A 17960-nucleotide genomic window follows, 5' to 3' on the forward strand; every position below is an offset into this window, starting at 1 on the left:
TCACTGTCGTGGGATCTTCAGTAGGCCACGGCGCAGCCCTTAGCGTTGCCGAAACGAGCCGGGCGCGACGCGGGCGAGTGCCTCTCCCAGGCACTGGGTACGCGGGGAGGTGTCGGCGATCCGTTGCTCATCACCGGCAGGGTGAAGGGATCATGATGTTCCGCAAGGTACTGGTGGCCAATCGCGGGGAGATCGCGATTCGCGCGTTCCGCGCAGGCTACGAGCTGGGTGCGCGCACGGTGGCCGTCTTCCCGCACGAGGACCGCAATTCTCTGCACCGGCTGAAGGCCGACGAGGCGTACGAGATCGGTGAGGCCGGACATCCGGTGCGGGCCTACCTCTCCGTGGAGGAGATCATCCGGGCGGCCCGCCTGGCCGGTGCCGACGCCGTCTACCCGGGTTACGGCTTCCTGTCCGAGAACCCGGACCTCGCGCGTGCCTGCGAGGAGGCGGGCATCACGTTCGTGGGCCCGAGCGCGCAGACCCTGGAGCTGACCGGGAACAAGGCCCGTGCGGTGGCCGCCGCCCGGGAGGCCGGCGTACCCGTGCTCGGTTCCTCGGCACCCTCCACCGACGTGGACGAGCTGGTGGCTGCCGCCGAGGGCATCGGCTTCCCGGTGTTCGTCAAGGCCGTCGCGGGCGGCGGCGGTCGCGGCATGCGGCGGGTCGAGGATCCGGCGACGCTCCGTGAGTCCATCGAGGCGGCGGCCCGCGAGGCCGAGTCCGCCTTCGGCGACGCGACCGTCTTCCTGGAGAAGGCCGTCGTCGACCCGCGCCACATCGAGGTGCAGATCCTCGCCGACGGCGAGGGCAACGTCATCCACCTGTTCGAGCGCGACTGCTCGTTGCAGCGGCGCCACCAGAAGGTGATCGAACTCGCGCCCGCCCCGAACCTCGACCCGGAGGTACGGCAGCGCATCTGCGACGACGCCGTGAAGTTCGCCCGCCGGATCGGCTACCGCAACGCGGGCACCGTGGAGTTCCTCCTCGACCGCGACGGCAACCACGTCTTCATCGAGATGAATCCGCGCATCCAGGTCGAACACACGGTGACCGAGGAGGTCACCGACATCGATCTGGTGCAGTCGCAGCTGCGCATCGCCTCGGGCGAGAGCCTTGCCGATCTCGGCCTGGCGCAGGAGTCCGTCGTCCTGCGCGGTGCCGCCCTCCAGTGCCGGATCACCACCGAGGACCCGGCCAACGGCTTCCGTCCGGACACCGGCATGATCAGCGCGTACCGCTCTCCGGGAGGCTCCGGCATCCGGCTCGACGGCGGCACCACCCACGCCGGTACGGAGGTCAGTGCCCACTTCGACTCGATGCTGGTCAAGCTGACCTGTCGGGGCCGGGACTTCAGGACGGCCGTCGACCGGGCCCGGCGGGCGGTCGCCGAGTTCCGTATCCGCGGTGTGTCCACGAACATCCCCTTCCTGCAGGCCGTGCTCGACGACCCGGACTTTCAGGCAGGACACGTCACGACGGCCTTCATCGAGCAGCGGCCGCACCTGCTCACCTCGCGCCACTCCGCCGACCGCGGCACGAAGCTGCTCACGTACCTCGCCGACGTCACCGTGAACAAGCCGCACGGCCCTCGGCCCGAGCTGATCGCCCCGGCCACCAAGCTGCCGGCGCTGCCCTTCGGCGAGCCGGCCGCCGGCTCCCGGCAGAGGCTCCTCGCCCTCGGCCCCGAGGGCTTCGCGCGGAGCCTGCGCGAGTCGCCGACCATCGGTGTCACGGACACCACGTTCCGCGACGCCCACCAGTCGCTGCTCGCCACCCGGGTACGGACCAAGGATCTGCTGGCCGTCGCCCCCGCCGTGGCGCACAACCTGCCGCAGCTGCTGTCCTTGGAGTGCTGGGGCGGCGCCACCTACGACGTCGCGCTGCGCTTCCTCGCGGAGGACCCGTGGGAGCGCCTCGCCGCCTTGCGCGAGGCCGTGCCGAACATCTGCCTGCAGATGCTGCTGCGGGGTCGCAACACCGTGGGGTACACCCCCTACCCGACCGAGGTGACCGACGCCTTCGTCCAGGAGGCCGCCGCCACCGGCATCGACATCTTCCGGATCTTCGACGCGCTCAACGACGTCGACCAGATGCGCCCCGCCATCGAGGCCGTACGGGAGACCGGGACGGCGGTGGCCGAGGTCGCGCTGTGTTACACCTCCGACCTCTCCGACCCGGCGGAGAAGCTGTACACGCTGGACTACTACCTGCGGCTGGCCGAGAAGATCGTCGCCGCGGGAGCACATGTGCTGGCGATCAAGGACATGGCGGGCCTGCTGCGCGCCCCCGCCGCGTCCAAGCTGGTCTCCGCCCTGCGCGCGGAGTTCGACCTGCCGGTGCACCTGCACACCCATGACACCGCGGGCGGACAGCTCGCCACGTACCTCGCGGCGATCCAGGCCGGAGCGGACGCGGTGGACGGTGCGGTGGCCTCCATGGCCGGAACCACTTCTCAGCCCTCGCTGTCGGCGATCGTCGCCGCGACCGACCACTCCGACCGGCCCACCGGCCTCGATCTGCAGGCGGTCGGTGACCTGGAGCCGTACTGGGAGAGCGTCCGCAAGGTCTACGCACCCTTCGAGGCGGGTCTGGACTCGCCGACAGGGCGCGTGTACCACCACGAGATTCCCGGCGGGCAGCTCTCCAATCTGCGTACGCAGGCCGTCGCGCTGGGCCTGGGCGACCGTTTCGAGGACGTCGAGTCGACGTACGCAGCCGCGGACCGGATGCTGGGCCGGCTGGTGAAGGTCACGCCGTCGTCGAAGGTGGTGGGTGACCTCGCGCTGCATCTCGTGGGCGCCGGGGTGGCACCCGAGGATTTCGAGGCGGCGCCGAACCGCTTCGACATCCCCGACTCGGTGATCGGCTTCCTCCACGGCGAGCTGGGCACGCCGCCCGGCGGCTGGCCGGAGCCGTTCCGAAGCAAGGCGCTGGAGGGCCGCGCCGGCCCCAAGCCGATGCGGGACCTGACCGCTGAGGACCGCACCGGCCTGGCCAAGGACCGGCGCGCGACGCTGAACCGCCTCCTCTTCCCCGGCCCGACGAAGGCGTACGAGGCACACCGCCAGGCGTACGGCGACACGAGCGTGCTGGACAGCAAGGACTTCTTCTACGGGCTGCGCCCCGGGAAGGAGTACACCGTCGATTTCGGGCCCGGTGTCCGGCTGCTCATCGAGCTGGAGGCCATCGGCGAGGCCGACGAACGCGGCATGCGCACCGTCCTCTCCACCCTGAACGGCCAACTGCGGCCGATCCAGGTACGCGACAACGCGGTGGCCGCCGACCTCCCGGTGACCGAGAAGGCCGACAGGTCCAATCCGGGCCATGTCGCCGCGCCGTTCGCCGGCGTGGTCACGCTGGCCGTCGCCGAGGGCGACGAGGTCGAGGCCGGTGCGACGGTGGCCACCATCGAGGCGATGAAGATGGAGGCCTCGATCACCGCCCCGAGGAGCGGACGGGTGTCCCGCCTGGCCATCACCAGGATCCAGCAGGTGGAAGGCGGCGACCTCCTCGTCGAGATCGGGTGAGGCACTGGTCGGGCGGCGGAGGGGGCACCGAGCCAGGTGCCACGGCCGCCATCCGCCGCCCGCCGCGTCGTCACGCCGCCACCGCCACCGCCACCGCCACCGCCACCGCCACCGCCACCGCCACCGAGGCGAACCCGTCGGCCGCGCTGACGGTGCTCGGCGCGGGCCCGCTCACCGGGGCGAAAGGCCCGCGCCGACTCGCCCGGTCGGCGGAACGACCTCCTGGCCTGCTCCGCCCCTCACCTGCACCGGCTTCTCCCCTGTTTCCGCTTCTCGTCGCAGAGCGGAACGGCCTCACCAGAAGGGGGTTGGTGAGGCCGTTCCGCCGTGAGCGTGCCGTCCGGGTCGATCCGTGCCTACGACTGGACGAGCATGCCCTGGCGCAGGTGTTCCAGATTGCGGGAGAGCAGCCGGGAGACGTGCATCTGGGAGATGCCGAGCTCGCTGCCGATCTCCGACTGCGTCTTCTCTTCGACGAAACGCAGATGCAGGATCCGGCGGCTGCGGTCGTCGAGTTCGACGAGCAGCGGCGCGAGCGTGTGGAAGTCCTCGAAGAGCTCGAGCGCCGGGTCCTCCGCTCCGATGAACTCGGCGAGTGCGGTGGTGTCGTCTTCGCCGTCAGAGCCGCCGGCAGCGTCGAGCGACGCGGAGTTGTAGCCGTTGGAGGCGATCCGCGCCTCGATCACCTCCTCCTCGGAGAGGTTCATCAGGCTCGCCAGCTCCGCCACGGTCGGTGCGCGTCCGCACCGGGAGCTCAACTCTTCGGTCGCCTTGGCCAGCTCCAACCGGGCTTCCTGCAACCGGCGCGGCACATGGACCGCCCAGGAGGTGTCACGGAAGAAGCGCTTGATCTCACCGACGATGTAGGGAATGGCGAAGCTGGTGAACTCCACCTCCCGGGAGAGGTCGAACCGGTCGATGGCCTTGATCAGGCCGATGGTGCCGACCTGGACGATGTCCTCCATCTCGTCGCCGCGCGCACCCCGGAACCGGCCGGCCGCGTAGCGGACGAGCGACATGTTCATCTCGATCAGCGTGTTGCGCGCGTACTGGTACTCATGTGTGCCCTCCTCCATTGTCGCCAGCTTGTCGAAGAACACCTTCGACAGCTCGCGCGCGTCCTTCGGAGCGACCTTGCGGGGTGATTCGAGTACGGGAAGTTCCTCCGTACCCGTCTCGACAGCAGCCCTCGTCTCCGTCGTCACCTCAGTCGGCACTCTGATGACCTTCTCTCGTCCGTTGGCAACGGTTGGCCCCGTGAGGCATTCGCCTACCCCCACTTCCGCAGGGCATGTCAGGAAGTGCTCAGCGGAATGAGCAATCCCCGACGGGGTGTCGTCAAAGGTTGTGTTCTTACCAGGGTGAGGCGAGGGTGGCTGCTGCTCCGTCGCCGGTCGAGCCGACCGGTCGGGCACCGCTCGGCAGCGAGTGTCAGTGGGTGCTTCTACGCTCCGGTCCATGCGCATGGATGAACTCGTCTGGCAGGCGGGGATCTTCGGCGGTCTTCCACCGAGAGGAGTGGACTTGCTGCTGGGGCACGGCCACCTGGACCTGGTGAGCCAGACGGCGGTCGAACGCGGCGAGTGGTTCTGCGCGAAGGGCGCGGTGGAGGAGTTGTGCCGGGCGGGGGAGTTCGGACGGGCGCTTGAGGTGATGGAGCCGTTCGTCGCGACCGGGTGGCGGACTGCCATGTGGGCGAAGGCCGACATCCTGCTCCGGGCGGGACGTTCGCAGCACGCGCCGATTCTCGTACGTCCGGCCCAAGCCGGTGGGACCTCGAAGGCCGAGTGCCATGACTTCGCCGAGTTGCTTGCCAGGGCAGGGCGCGTCGCCGAGGCGAATCACGCCAGGGAAAGACGGGCCCGGACGCGCTTCCCGAACGGCTGCGGCTCCACGCTCACGCTCTCGCAGACCGCCACCACGATCTCGAGACCGTGCTTTCCGATGCGCTGAGGGTCCCGGGGCCGGGCTACGGGGGCGGCGTCGAGCCGGTCGGCGACCGAGATGTCCAGCGCGTCCTCGAACCATTCGAGAAGCACCCGACACGGGCCCGGCGCGTGCCGCACCGCGTTGGTCACCAGTTCGCTGACCACGAGGCGCGCCAGATCGACGCGCTCCTGGGGCACCCGATCGCCTCCGGCGGCCGGCGCGGCGGTGAGGAAGTCGGCTGCGAAGTCGCGGGCCGACGCGATCATCCTGTCCCCCATGTCGGCGTCTTCGAAGGACACGCTCGCCGACAGCGACGGCCGACGCACCGCGCTTCTCCTGGTGATCACCTCACGCATCGCCCGTCCTCCCACGTGTGCCGGTCGCCGTTCCCGCCCTGTCCGTCGGTTTTCCCCGCGCGGCCGTCCCACACCGCCCGCACCCGACAAGTGCGTGTGCGGCCGGCAGAAAGGATGAACGCGACCGATGGAGGTTCGGTTGCGCAGGGGCGTGCTACCCGTCCTCGTGCGCCGCGGCAGGCACCCCGGCAGTCCGAAATCCGGTGGTGGGGACGGTCGTGCGCCGATCCACCTCCGGACTTCATCTTCCCCGCGGCTCGTCGGACAGGCTCGTCCTGGCTACGGCAGCGCGGCACCGCGGGCGGAGACCCACAGGGCGTACCACTCGTCGTGGCTCAGATCGGGCTCCCCCATCGCGGCGTCCCGGCAGGCGCGGATGCGTTCCGGGTTCGACGTACCGATGACGGGGGCGATGCGGGCCGGGTGGCGCCGCAGCCACCAGAGCACGATCGTCTCCGGTGTGGTGCCCTTGGCCTCGGCGAGCGAGGTCACCAGCGCGGCCGTGGCCGTCTCCTGCGGGCTGCCCTGTGCGCCGGTGTAGCGCCCCTGGGCAAGCGCCCCCCACGCCTGGAGCCCGATGCCGTGCGTCTGGCAGTGCTCGACGGTGCCGGCGGGGAACCCGTTGGCCGCGGACTCCGGAGTGTTGACGAGGATGCCGTCCTCCAGCCAGGCGCGCCGGTGCAGGCTCATCTCCAGCTGGTTGGCCACGAGCGGCAGGTCCATATGGGCCTGGAGCCGGGCGATCTGCGCGGAGTTCATGTTCGAGACACCGAATCGGCGGACGAGCCCCTGCCGGTGCAGCGAGGTCAGGGCATCGCCGATGTCGGCGGGGTCGGCCAGCGGGTCGGGGCGGTGCAGAAGCAGGACGTCGAGGACGTCGGTGCGCAGCCGCTCCAGACTCTCCTCGACCCGGCGGACAATGGAGGCGCCTCGCAGGTCGTACATGCCGGGCCGGTCCCCTTCGGCCAGGCGGATGCCGCACTTGGTCTGCAGGGTGATCCGCTCACGCAGTCCGGCCGAGCGGGCCAGTACCTCGCCGAAGACCGCCTCCGACTTTCCGCGCCGGTAGATGTCGGCATGGTCGAACGCGGTGATGCCGCTGTCCAGCGCCGCCTCGACGGCGGTCTCCGCGGCGTCGACGTCGGCGGCGGTGTGGGGCTCCGCGTCCCAGCCTCCCCCCAGGCCCATGCAGCCGAAGAGGAGGCGGTGGTCGGTCTTCTCGGGAGTGGTCACCGGGTCACTTTCGCACACGTACGCGACGCGGTGTCCCGGGCCCCGTGAGTCTGGCAGGAGCGGCATTGCCTGCCCCGCTCCCGGTCAGGTGCGGCGCGGCGACCACCATCGGCGCCGCTGCCGCGGATACACCGCCCTGCCCAGGCGGCGCCCGACGAGGGCGTAGCCGAGCAGCGCGCCCGCAGTGTTGAGCAGCACGTCGTCGATGTCGAAGGCGCGCCCTGTGATCAGGGCCCCCTGGATCAGTTCGACCAGGAGCATCGTCGCCACCGTCAGCAGGGCGATCCGTACGAACCCGCGGCTACGGGGGGACACGACCGGCAGCAGCAGGCCGAACGGCACGCCCAGAAGAACGTTGCCGCCGAGCTGCTTGACGGTGTCCCGGAAGGCGGGCTGCCCGAGGTAGGCGCGGATCGAGTTCCCCGGCCGGAGGTTGACATGGGTGAGCATCTCCGAGGCCGGCGACGGCTGGAGGGTCAGCCGGGCGAGGACGACGCCGAAGGCCACCATCGCGGCGAGGGCCAGCACAGTGATGCCGACGCGGAGCCAGGGCCCGGGCCCCGCCCCTGGGGTCTTCGGCTTCTGGTTCCGCTTCGGCTTCTGGTTCCGCTTCGGCTTCTGGTTCTGGTTCGGCTTCTGGTTCTGCTTCAGCTCGGTCGTGACTCGACACCATCCGGTACGTGACGCCATGGCCCCCACTCCGCAGTTCGTCAGAAAGGTTGCGGGTACCCCCGATGAAGGAGCGGACACCGTTCGACGTACGGCTCCCGGGCTGGGGGGACCTGCTACGACGCGTACGTCACGGTGACCTGTTCGAAGCCGAGGGCGCGGAGCAGGCCTCGGAGCATTGACGTGGTGTTCTTCTCGGCCCGCTGCGTCAGGTCGCTCTCCTTGGCGGCGTCACCGATGCGGTCGGCGGCGAGGATGTGGACGGCACGCTCGTCGGCCGGGTTGTCGGAGAACAGGTCGCCCAGCCGGTCAACCAGGCCGCGCTGTTTCGAGACGGTGTAGGAGCGCTTGGGGTCCACGGCCGGCTCGGCGAGCCGCGCGTGCGGCAGGCGGAGGGTGGCAGTCGTGCGCTTCTCGTCGACGGTCACGCTGCCCTGGCCGATGCTGCCGAAGTCGACGTACGCGGCCACGCTGCCGCTCGCGACGAAGAGCGTACGAGTCCCGCGGATCGAGTCGGGCAGCAGCCGGGCGTCCTTCTCCAGGTCGACCACCACCTGGTAGTTGCCGGCGGCGCCCTCGTACCGGTGCATGTCCTGGATGGACTTCAACACCGCCGGACCGGAACGGTCCTGCGTGTCGACACCGAACACGTCGTCCAGTCCTGGCACATGGACGAACCGCCCCAGGAGGAAGAGGACCAGGGACAGCACGACGAGTACGACGGCGACAGCAGGCCACCTGCGCGGGGGCCTTGGGCGTGTCTGCGTACTGCTCGGAGGCTTGTCTTCCGCGTCTTCTCGCATGTGTTGCTGGTGCCCCGCGAGCCGGTCGCCACTCCCAACCAGCCTCACTCTGGGGTTGGTTGGCATCCCTGAGGCGCATGATTCCCGACGCGGCGGAACTCCGTGCGAGAGCGCCACGCGCCCGGCATGGCACGAGCTCCCATTGCCGGGCGGAGGCCGCGTCCGTCGGGCGAGGACGTGGTACTCCGCGCCCGAACGGTGCGTGCGTCACGCGTCGCCGAAGTCGATCTCCCGCTTGACGATCTTGCCGGTGGCGCCCTTCGGCAGCGCCTCCATCAGCCTGATCTCCCGGGGGTACTTGTACGGCGCCACCCGCTCCCGGACGAACTCCCGCAGTTCGTCGGCCGTCACGTCCGACCCGGGGCGCGGCGCGACGGCGGCCGCGACCTCCTCGCCGAGGGTCGTGTGGGGCAGGCCGATCACCGCGGCCTCGGCGACGGCGGGGTGTTCGTACAGCACCTCCTCCACCTCGCGCGGGTAGACGTTGAAGCCGCCGCGGATGATGAGGTCCTTCTTCCGGTCGACGATGTAGTAGTAGCCGTCCTCGTCGACACGGGCGAGGTCGCCGGTGTGCAGCCAGCCGTCCTGGATGGCCTCAGCGGTGGCGTCCGGGCGGCCGAAGTAGCCTTTCATCACGTTGTGGCCGCGTACGCACAGCTCGCCTACACCGTCGTGCACGTCGATCAGGCGCAGTTCGACGCCCTCGATCGGGGTGCCCACCGAGCCTGCCTTGCGGGGGCGGTCGAGCTGGTTGAAGCAGGCGACGGGCGAGGTCTCGGACATCCCGAAGCCTTCCAGGACCGGCACGTCGAGGGCCTTCTCGAATCCGTGCAGCACTTCCACGGGCAGGGAGGCGCCGCCGGAGACACACATGCGCAAGGTGGCGCAGTCGTGCGCCTCGGGCTGCGCGGTGCGGGCGGCGAGCAGTGCGGCGTACATGGTGGGGACCCCGGCGAAGATGGTGACGCCCCGGTCCTGGACTGTCCGCAGCGCGAGGGCCGGATCGAAGCGGGCCATCAGGGTGAGCCGGGCGCCGGCCGCGACGGCGGCGTTCATCGCGCAGGTCTGGCCGAAGGTGTGGAACAGCGGCAGGCAGCCCAGGATCACGTCCTCGGGGCTGAGGCGGAACAGCGAGTGCGCGGAGATCTCGGTGTTGCGCAGCAGGTTGGCGTGCGTGAGTTCGGCGCCCTTCGGGGAGCCCGTGGTGCCGGAGGTGTAGAGCAGTACGGCGGTGTCGTCGTCCGCGCGGGGCTGCGTGGCGGCGGCCGGCTCCCCGTGCCCGGCGAGCAGGTCGGTGAGCGTGCCCGCGGCGAGCGGGACGACGGTCGCCGCGGTGCCCTCGGCGCCCCGCGCCGCGTCGGCGGCACACGTCTCGTGGGCGAAGAGCAGCACCGCGACGGAGTCGCGCAGGTAGTGGGCGATCTCCCGCGGCTTCAGCAGCGGATTCATGGGGACGGCGACGGCACCGGCGCGCAGGATGCCGTAGTAGAGGACGGGGAAGTCGAGGCCGTTGGGCAGCATCACGCCCACGCGGTCGCCGGGGTTGACGCCGCGGCCGGTGAGCAGCGCGGCGACCCGGCCGGCGGCCGTGTCGAGTTCGGCGTAGGTGAGGGCGTCGTCGCCCAGCTCGACGGCCGTGCGGGGGCCGTGTTCGGCGGCGGTGCGGGACAGGATCTCGGCGAGGTTCATGGGGCGGCTTTCGGGGAGTAGGGGCGGTCGGGGGCGGGACAGGGTGCCGGCGGCGGGGTCAGCCGCGCAGGGCGGAGGCGAAGAGGCCCGGCAGCCTGGCTGCGGAGGGTGCCGCCGTGAAGCGGGTCAGCCGCTCGACGGTCGTCAGCGCGGTGCGGTTGGTGACGAAGTACGGCGGACGCGGCGCCAGTGAGGGCGAGCCGGTGAACAGACCGCGGGGGGCCGGTGCGAACGGCGAGCGGAGCACCGTCTTCTCGATGTCCTCCAGCAGGTACGCGTTGGGTACGAATCCGATGCCGCTGCCGATGTCCTGCCGGGTGTGGCCGGGGTACGCGCCCCAGGGTGTGTACCCCAGCAGGAAGCCGATCGCGCACCAGGCGTTGACGCCGACCGTGCCGTAGCGCAGCCCCGCGACGGCGGAGTCCACGGCGGCGCGGTGGGCGCGTTCGGTCTTCGGGTGGACGATGAGCGTGGCGCCCAGGGTGCCGGGCAGCCTGTCGTTGGCGAAGTCCACGGCCTCGCGGAGGAACGCGTCCGCGGTGGCGCCGGGCAGCCGGACGACGCCGAGCGCGCTGCCGAAGACCTCGTCGGTGAGCAGCATGTCGTCTTCGCCGGTGAGATCGGGCACGAGGATCCGGCACGGCCCCTCTCCGAGCACCTCCGCCTGCGGATGGGCGGTCAGGACCGCGTCAAGCCGGTTCCCCGCGCCCGGGTAGTAGTCGGCGCGCGGCGGCAGTTCGCGCAGGACCCGGCGGATCTCGTCGAGCAGTCGGTCGCTGCCGTCCCAGTCGCGGGGCAGGATCAGGATCTGGCTCGCGACGCAGTTGTGGCCCGAGTTGTTCATCTTGCTGGTGACGATGTGCTCGGCCTGGTACCGGAAGTCGGCGGCGCTCCAGTCGCCCGGCGCCACGATGCACGGTGTGACACCGCCGAGTTCGCTGCTGAAGGGCTTGCCGTTCAGGGGGGTGTCGGCGCGGCGGCGCTCGGCGGCCCGCTCGTCCGTTCCCCACACGATCGCGTCGTGCGTACGCTCGCTTCCGGTGACATGGATGGCGTCGACGTGGTCGTGGGCGGCGAGGTGGCCGCCGACGTCGGCGCCTCCGTCGGCGAAGCGCACCCAGCCCTGGTCGACGAACTCGCCGAACACGTACTCGAAGTGCGGGCGCAGGTAGTCGTTGACCGGGTTCATCTTGGCGATGACGGTCTGACCCTCGGCGTAGAGCTTGTGCAGGATGTCGAGCGGAGTGATGGCCGCGACGTTGCCCGCGCCCAGCACGAGCGCGACGGCGGGGCGGCCGGCGCGTCCCCGGTACTCCCCGGCGGCCCGGTCGAGGACCTGCCGCGCCGTGGTGCCGGGCTTGGTCCACACCTGGGCGGTGGTGCCGTTCTGCAGCAGCTTGTCCCAGCCGGTGGCGGGGAAGACGTCGACGACGGCGCGGCCGTCGCGCTCGTGCACGGCGCCCGGGTCGACGGGGGGCTCTCCCGCGGCGATCCGGCGCAGTACGTGCAATTGGGCGCTCACCCCCTGGGCGAGGGCCCAGGGGGCACCGATCCAGTCCTCCGCGGCCCACGGGGCGTCGGAGTCGAAGCCCTTGGCCGCGGCGGCGTCCGCGACCATGCCCGCGGCGCGCGCTGCGATCCTCGGAAGCATGCGCTCCAGCAGCGAGATCCGCTCGGCGATCGGCGTGGCCGTCCACTTCTCGGCGCCTGCGCGCAGATCGGCGACGGCGCGGTCCAGCTGTGTGGTGTCGAGGGCGGAGACGGAGGTCATGGGGGTTTCAACTCCTGGTCGAGGGCGGGGGTTCCCGGAGGATGTGGGCACGAGGCGGCTCGTCGCCGCGCGGCGCTGTCGGGTGTGGTCGCGCTTCCTGCGCCTGCGTCCCGGGGCGACGGATCAGGCGCGCAGCCGCGCCCGGTCGCGGGACGGGTCGACGAGGGTGGCGGAGAGCAGCCCACCGACGAGCAGCATCGCACCGGTGATGATCACGGCGTTCTGGTAGCCGTCCGTGCCCTGTTTGTCGACCATGAGTCCGACGATGGCGGGGGCGGCCAGCCCCGCCGTGGTGACCACGGCGTTCATCACGCCGAGGGCTCCACTGGCGCGGGCGGCCGGAGCGAGTTCGGAGACGGTGGTGGCCGCGACGGCTGCGTACGAACCGGCCAGACCGAATCCGATGGCCAGCAGCGCGGTCTTGGCGCCGGTGCCGTCCACCAGGGGTACGCAGAGGCAGGCGAGCGCGCCGAGACCGAGCGCCGCGCCTCCGACGCCGCCGCGCGCCCACTTGGTGCTCACCCCGCGTCGCATCAGCCATCCGGTGACGCCTGCCTGCGTCAGCAGGACGACGCCGCCCATCGCCCACGGGAGTACCACGAGGCGGCCGGCTTCGGCGGAGGAGTAGCCGAGTCCGTTGTGCAGGTAGGAGGGAAGCCAGACCAGCATCAGCGCCAGGGCCCAGTAGCAGGTGAAGTACGCGGCGGTGACGGCGAGCCAGGTGGGGGTGGAGAAGATGCGTCGGTAGGGGACCGGGCCGCCGCACGTCACGGAGGCGTCCTGGCCGGCGTCGCGGGCGGGTGCGTCGGCGGTCCGGTACGTTCCGGTCCCGCCGAGGAAGTGCCAGGCCACCGCCCAGACCAGTCCGATGGCGGCGAGCACCCACAGGGCCGTGCGCCAGTGGTGGTTGTCGATGATCCAGGTGAGGCCGGGGGCAGCGGTGATCACGCCGAGGGTGATGCCGAGGGTGACCAGGGCGCCGGGCAGATTGCGCCGGTGGTCGGGGAACCAGCTGAACGTGGCGTGCTGGGCGACCGGGAAGGCGGGGCCCTCCGCGGCGCCGAGCATGATCCGCGATCCGATCAGGACGGCGAGCCCGCCGCCGATGGCGGGCGGCACCTGGGCCACCGACCAGAGCAGGGCCATGATCAGGATCACGGTGGTGGGCCGCACCTTGCCGGCGTACATGCCGACCACGACCGCGGCAACCGAGAAGAGCAGGAAGAACGCGCTGTTGGCGAGGCCGAACTGGGTGGCGCTGAGGTCCAGATCGACGCGGATCTCATCGGCCGCCAGTCCCAGCACGGACTTGTCCGCGAAGTTGATCATCATGAACGCGACGAGCAGGCCGGTGACGGTCCAGGCACCAACCTGGTGCTGCGGTATGCCGACGTCGGATCGCCGAGCTGCCTCGACGTGGTGTCAGCGGCGGTTACGGATCCTCCGGAGGGGGTGCGGCCGGCGTCGTTGCCGGGCGGGAGGGCGGGGAGGGCGGGAGGGTGAGGAGGGACTACGGGCATCGATGTTCCGGGGCCGGCGGCCGGCCCCGGAACATGAATGCGCGGGATCAGGAGAGAGCGACACCCTCGATCGCGACGCGCTCCATCACCCGGCGCCGCGGGTAGTAGTCGTTGATCGCGTAGTGCTGGGTGGCGATGTTGTCCCAGATGGCGATCGAGTCGGCCTCCCAGTGGAAGCGGATCTGGTACTCGGGGATGCGGGCCTGCAGCACGAGCTCGTCCATCAGCTCACGGCTGTCGGCGTCCGACAGGCCGACGATGCGGGTGGTGAAGGGCTCGTTGACGTAGAGCGTCCTGCGGCCGCTGCGCGGGTGGCGCACGGCGACCGGGTGCTCGACCTGCGGCCAGTTCTTGCGGAAGGCGGCCTTCCGCTCGTCGTTCATGAGAGCTCCCCAGCTGGGCTCCCAGTCGTGGACAGCGGTGAGGTTCTCGATCCGCTTCTTGAGCTCTTCCGAGAGGTTGTCGTATGCGGCGCCCATGTCCGCCCACATGGTGTCTCCACCGGCGGCCGGGACCTCGATGGCGCGGAGCACCGAGCCGAGGGCCGGGTTGACCATGAAGGAGTGGTCGCTGTGCCAGATGTTCTTGTGCCCCATGGCCGTGGCGTCCCTGGCGAGCCGCGAGACCCCGACGCGCTCCGCCCCGGGGAAGAAGGGGTTCGGCTCCGGCGGGCCCCAGACGCCGGCCAGCGCGAGCTGGTGCTCGGCCGTGAAGCCGGCCTGGCCGCGGAAGAAGATCACCTTCCACTCGAGCAGCGCCTGCCGCAGCTCCTCGGCGAGAGCCTCCCCGATCCCCTGGGTGAGGTCGACACCGCCGAGCACGGCGCCGAAGTGCGGAGTGAGCGGGGTGATGTCGAGGAGTTCGTACCGGGTCTCCGGGGTGCCCGGCGCCGTACGGTCCAGCACGCGTGTCCCGTAGTGCATCAGGGGCTTGTCGAGGACGGGCTTGGGGGTGGCGGCGGTGACGTCCATGGTTCCTCCGGACGGCTCGAAGATTCGTTACCAGGAGTATCGATATCTGGTGACGCCACTGACAAGGGGTTGCGGTCACCAAATTCAAAACTGTCGGTAACGAATCCAGACCGGGAAGATCACCACCGAACGAACACGGGAAAGCCCCGTCAGGGCGTGGTGCCGACGGCGCGGCCGATGAGGTCGACCACCGAGTCCACCAACCGCTCGTCGGGCAGACGCTGTTCGGCGACCATCCGGAACACCAGCGAGGCGGCGACCAATGTCACCGCCGCGTCCACGTCGATGCCGGGCCGGACGTCGCCACGTACGATCCCCCGCTGGAAGATGTTCCGCGTCTCCCCCACGACCCGTGCGGTGGACTCCCCGTACGCGCCACGGTCGGCGCCCGCATCGGCCGCGGAGGCGATCACACCGGCCAGCAGCCGGTCGACCCCGGGTGTGCGGTACGCCTCCAGACGCGCCGTGAGCACGGCTCGCAGCTCGGCACGGAAGTCACCCATATCCGGAACGGACAACGGACCGACCCGCGACTCCACAGCGGCGATGACCAGGTCCTGCTTGGTCGGCCAACGCCGGTACATCGACGGCTTGCCGACCCCGGCCCGGGCGGCCACGGCGTCCATCGTGACAGCGCCCATGCCCTGCTCGGCCACCAGCGCGACCACGGCGTCCAGCACCGCGCGGGTGACCCGCTCCTCCCGGGGCCGCCCAGGACCTCGCCCGCCGCCCCGCCCCACCTGCTCGTCGACCATGCCCTGACCCTACGGGCGACGACAATGATCATCCACTCCGGCCGCACAGGCCGACAGCCCGCCGCTCGCACGACGGGCCGCACGGATCCCTTCCCCGCTCCCCCGTCCACGGCCGAACAGGCCGTCCACCCACCGCGTGACGTCCGGCAGCGAGGCCGCTGCTCGCAGCAGACGAGCACTTGGCCGCCGGCCTTGCGGACGGCGCTGTCCAGCGTGGCGCTGAGGTGCACCCGTACTCCTGATCGTTCTTGCCAGGGCGTACCCGTCTCTGGCGTGAAGGTCTGAACGATGATTCACTGCTTCTATGGCATACCGCAAGACGCCGGCCGAGCTGGCTCGGCTCAGCAGCGCAAGGGAGCATCTGATCCAGCAGGCCACCGATGTCGTGGCCGACGTGGGCTGGGCACAGGCCTCGGTGAACGCCGTCGCCGCCGCGGCCGGCATCGCGGCCGGCTCGGTCTATCAGCACTTCCCGTCCAAGGCGGCGCTGGCCGTCGAGGTCTTCCGGCGCGCCTCCGGCCGTGAGGTCGAGGTGCTCGGCGAGGTGCTGCGCAGCCCGGGTGATCCGGTGGAGCGTCTCGCGCGGGGCGTCGAGGTGTTCGCCCGGCGGTCCCTCGAACGCCGCGGCCTGGCCTACGCCTTGCTAGCGGCGCCGGCCGAGCCCGCCGTCGGTGCCGAGCGCCTGGAGTACCGGCGCCGCTACCGGACGCTGTTCGCCGAGGTCGTCAGCGAGGGGGTGGCCTCGGGCGTGCTGCCGCAGCAGAACGCGGAGGTCACCGCCGCCGCCCTGACCGGTGCCATCGGCGAGGTGTTGGTGGACCCGCTCGGCGCCTCCGACGGGGATTCCGCCGAACAGCTCATCGCCGAGCTCACCGCGATGTCCCTGCGCTGCCTGGGCGTCGGGCAATCCCCGGCGGGCTGACCGGCCGTACCCGACTGGCACGGATCGCGACCGCACCACCTCTCCGACGGCTCCGCCACTCCTCCCGACGACTCCGAAGGACACGACCATGACCACCACCGCCGACACCCGGCCGGTCAGCAACCCCACCGACCGCACCCACGACGTCACCAACCAGGCTCCCCCACTGGTCGGTCACGACGTCGCCGACGACCCGGTCCTGCTGGAGGGCGTACGGCGGGAGGGCGCCGAGTGGTACGTCGACGACCTGCACCGGATCGGCCGTCGCACCGGCAGTGAGGAGGTCCAGCGCTGGGCCGAGGAGGCCAACCACTACGAGCCCGTGCTGCGCACCCACGACCGCTACGGCAACCGCGTCGACGAGGTGGACTTCCACCCCTCGTACCACTCCCTGATGGACGTCGCGATCAGCGAGGGGCTGGCCGGCGCGCCCTGGGCCGACGAGCGCCCCGGTGCCCATGTGGCGCGTGCTGCGGGCTTCATGGTGTGGAGCTCCGCCGAGGCAGGTCACGGCTGCCCGGTGTCGATGACGTACGCCGCCGTGCCGGCACTGCGCCACTCCCCCGAACTGGCCAAGGAGTACGAGCCGCTGCTGACCAGCCGCGTGTACGACCCGGGGCTGAGGGCGCCCGGCGCCAAGCGCGGTCTCCTCGCCGGGATGGGCATGACGGAGAAGCAGGGCGGCACCGACGTCCGCGCCAACACCACGACGGCCGTGCGGACGGCTGACGGAAGCTGGCGGCTGCGCGGTCACAAGTGGTTCACCAGCGCCCCGATGAACGACCTCTTCCTCGTCCTCGCCCAGGCCCCGGGCGGCCTGTCCTGCTTCCTCGTCCCGCGTGTGCTGCCCGACGGCAGCCGCAACACCTTCCGCATCCAGCGACTGAAGGACAAGCTCGGCAACCGGTCCAACGCGAGCAGCGAGCCCGAGTTCGACGACACGGTGGCCTGGCTGGTCGGCGGCGAGGGCAAGGGCGTGCGGACCATCATCGACATGGTCACCATGACCCGCCTGGACTGCATCCTCGGCTCCGCCTCCGGCACGCGCGCCGCCCTCGCGCAGGCCGCCCACCACGCCCGCCACCGCTCGGTGTTCGGCGCCAAGCTCATCGACCAGCCGCTGATGCGCAACGTCCTGGCGGACCTGGCCCTGGAGTCGGAGGCCGCCACCAGCCTCGCCCTGCGGGTCGCGGGCGCGACCGATCGCGCCCAGCGCGGCGACGCCGGCGAGCGGGCGTTCCTCCGCCTGGCCACGGCGGTCGGCAAGTACTGGGTGTGCAAGCGCCAGCCCGCGGCGGTGGCCGAGGCCCTGGAATGCCTGGGCGGCAACGGCTACGACGAGGCCTCGGGCATGCCTCGGCTGTACCGCGAGGCGCCCCTCAACGGCATCTGGGAGGGCTCGGGCAACGTCAACGCCCTCGACGTACTGCGCGCGTTGGTCCGTGAACCCGAATCCCTGGAGGCCTTCCGCGCCGAGGTGGAGTCGGCGGCGGGCGCCGACCCTCGGCTCGACGCCGCGTGGCGGGAAGTGCTGGGCGAGCTGGCCCGGCCGGAGGACGCCGAGCTTCGCGCCAGGCGCCTGGTGGAACGCCTGGCGCTCGTCCTGCAGGGCTCCCTGCTCGTACGGCACGCCCCCACTCCGGTGGCGGACGCCTTCTGCGCCTCGAGGCTGGCCGGCGACCGGGGCCTGGCCTTCGGCACACTGCCGACGGGTACGAACCTCGCGGCGATTCTCGACCGGCTTCCCGCCGGGCTGGCGTAAGCCGTCGGGCACGTTCCCGCCGGGCTGGCGTAAGCCGTCGGGCACGTTCC

Annotated in this window: 13 protein-coding genes; 3 read left to right on the top strand and 10 right to left on the bottom strand. The window is 71.1% G+C overall.

Annotated elements, in window-relative coordinates; genetic code table 11:
- The first annotated feature begins 155 nt into the window (after positions 1-155).
- Complete coding sequence (locus ACZ561_RS10655) at positions 156-3530, top strand: pyruvate carboxylase (RefSeq protein WP_470992977.1); 3375 nt, start codon at positions 156-158, stop codon at positions 3528-3530.
- 356 nt (positions 3531-3886) lie between these two features.
- Here ACZ561_RS10655 and ACZ561_RS10660 read toward each other — a convergent pair whose 3' ends face one another.
- The 10 genes from ACZ561_RS10660 to ACZ561_RS10705 form a co-directional block, all read right to left on the bottom strand.
- Positions 3887-4747, bottom strand: a complete 861-nt coding sequence (locus ACZ561_RS10660; RefSeq protein ID WP_470992147.1) for an RNA polymerase sigma factor SigF — start codon at positions 4745-4747, stop codon at positions 3887-3889.
- A 624-nt stretch (positions 4748-5371) separates the two neighbouring features.
- A complete protein-coding gene (locus ACZ561_RS10665) occupies positions 5372-5815 on the bottom strand; it encodes an ATP-binding protein (protein WP_470992149.1) in 444 nt (147 codons plus the stop codon).
- A gap of 279 nt (positions 5816-6094) precedes the next feature.
- Entirely contained in the window at positions 6095-7048 is a 954-nt protein-coding gene (locus ACZ561_RS10670; protein WP_470992152.1) for an aldo/keto reductase, read from the bottom strand.
- Between the two features lie 84 nt (positions 7049-7132).
- The gene (locus ACZ561_RS10675; protein ID WP_470992155.1) at positions 7133-7738 is read right to left on the bottom strand and encodes a VanZ family protein; all 606 of its coding nucleotides are present in this window, start codon (positions 7736-7738) and stop codon (positions 7133-7135) included.
- 95 nt (positions 7739-7833) lie between these two features.
- Entirely contained in the window at positions 7834-8520 is a 687-nt protein-coding gene (locus ACZ561_RS10680; protein WP_470992158.1) for a DUF4230 domain-containing protein, read from the bottom strand.
- Between the two features lie 207 nt (positions 8521-8727).
- On the bottom strand, positions 8728-10209 hold the full coding sequence (locus ACZ561_RS10685; RefSeq protein ID WP_470992160.1) for a long-chain-fatty-acid--CoA ligase: 1482 nt from the start codon (positions 10207-10209) through the stop codon (positions 8728-8730).
- A 58-nt stretch (positions 10210-10267) separates the two neighbouring features.
- The gene (locus ACZ561_RS10690) at positions 10268-11980 is read right to left on the bottom strand and encodes an aldehyde dehydrogenase family protein (protein WP_470992163.1); all 1713 of its coding nucleotides are present in this window, start codon (positions 11978-11980) and stop codon (positions 10268-10270) included.
- 123 nt (positions 11981-12103) lie between these two features.
- Positions 12104-13312, bottom strand: a complete 1209-nt coding sequence (locus ACZ561_RS10695) for an MFS transporter (RefSeq protein ID WP_470992165.1) — start codon at positions 13310-13312, stop codon at positions 12104-12106.
- A 235-nt stretch (positions 13313-13547) separates the two neighbouring features.
- Entirely contained in the window at positions 13548-14471 is a 924-nt protein-coding gene (locus tag ACZ561_RS10700; RefSeq protein WP_470992168.1) for a TauD/TfdA dioxygenase family protein, read from the bottom strand.
- Positions 14472-14620: 149 nt separating this feature from the next.
- On the bottom strand, positions 14621-15226 hold the full coding sequence (locus ACZ561_RS10705) for a TetR/AcrR family transcriptional regulator (RefSeq protein ID WP_470992171.1): 606 nt from the start codon (positions 15224-15226) through the stop codon (positions 14621-14623).
- Between the two features lie 304 nt (positions 15227-15530).
- On the opposite strand from ACZ561_RS10705, the gene ACZ561_RS10710 reads away from it, so the two are divergent.
- Both ACZ561_RS10710 and ACZ561_RS10715 read left to right on the top strand, forming a co-directional pair.
- Positions 15531-16148: a TetR/AcrR family transcriptional regulator gene (locus ACZ561_RS10710; RefSeq protein ID WP_470992174.1), complete on the top strand. Its 618-nt coding sequence runs from the start codon at positions 15531-15533 to the stop codon at positions 16146-16148.
- A gap of 88 nt (positions 16149-16236) precedes the next feature.
- Entirely contained in the window at positions 16237-17910 is a 1674-nt protein-coding gene (locus ACZ561_RS10715; RefSeq protein ID WP_470992177.1) for an acyl-CoA dehydrogenase family protein, read from the top strand.
- The last annotated feature ends 50 nt before the right edge of the window (positions 17911-17960 follow it).

It is taken from the genome of Streptomyces sp. NPDC039609 (assembly GCF_055596705.1).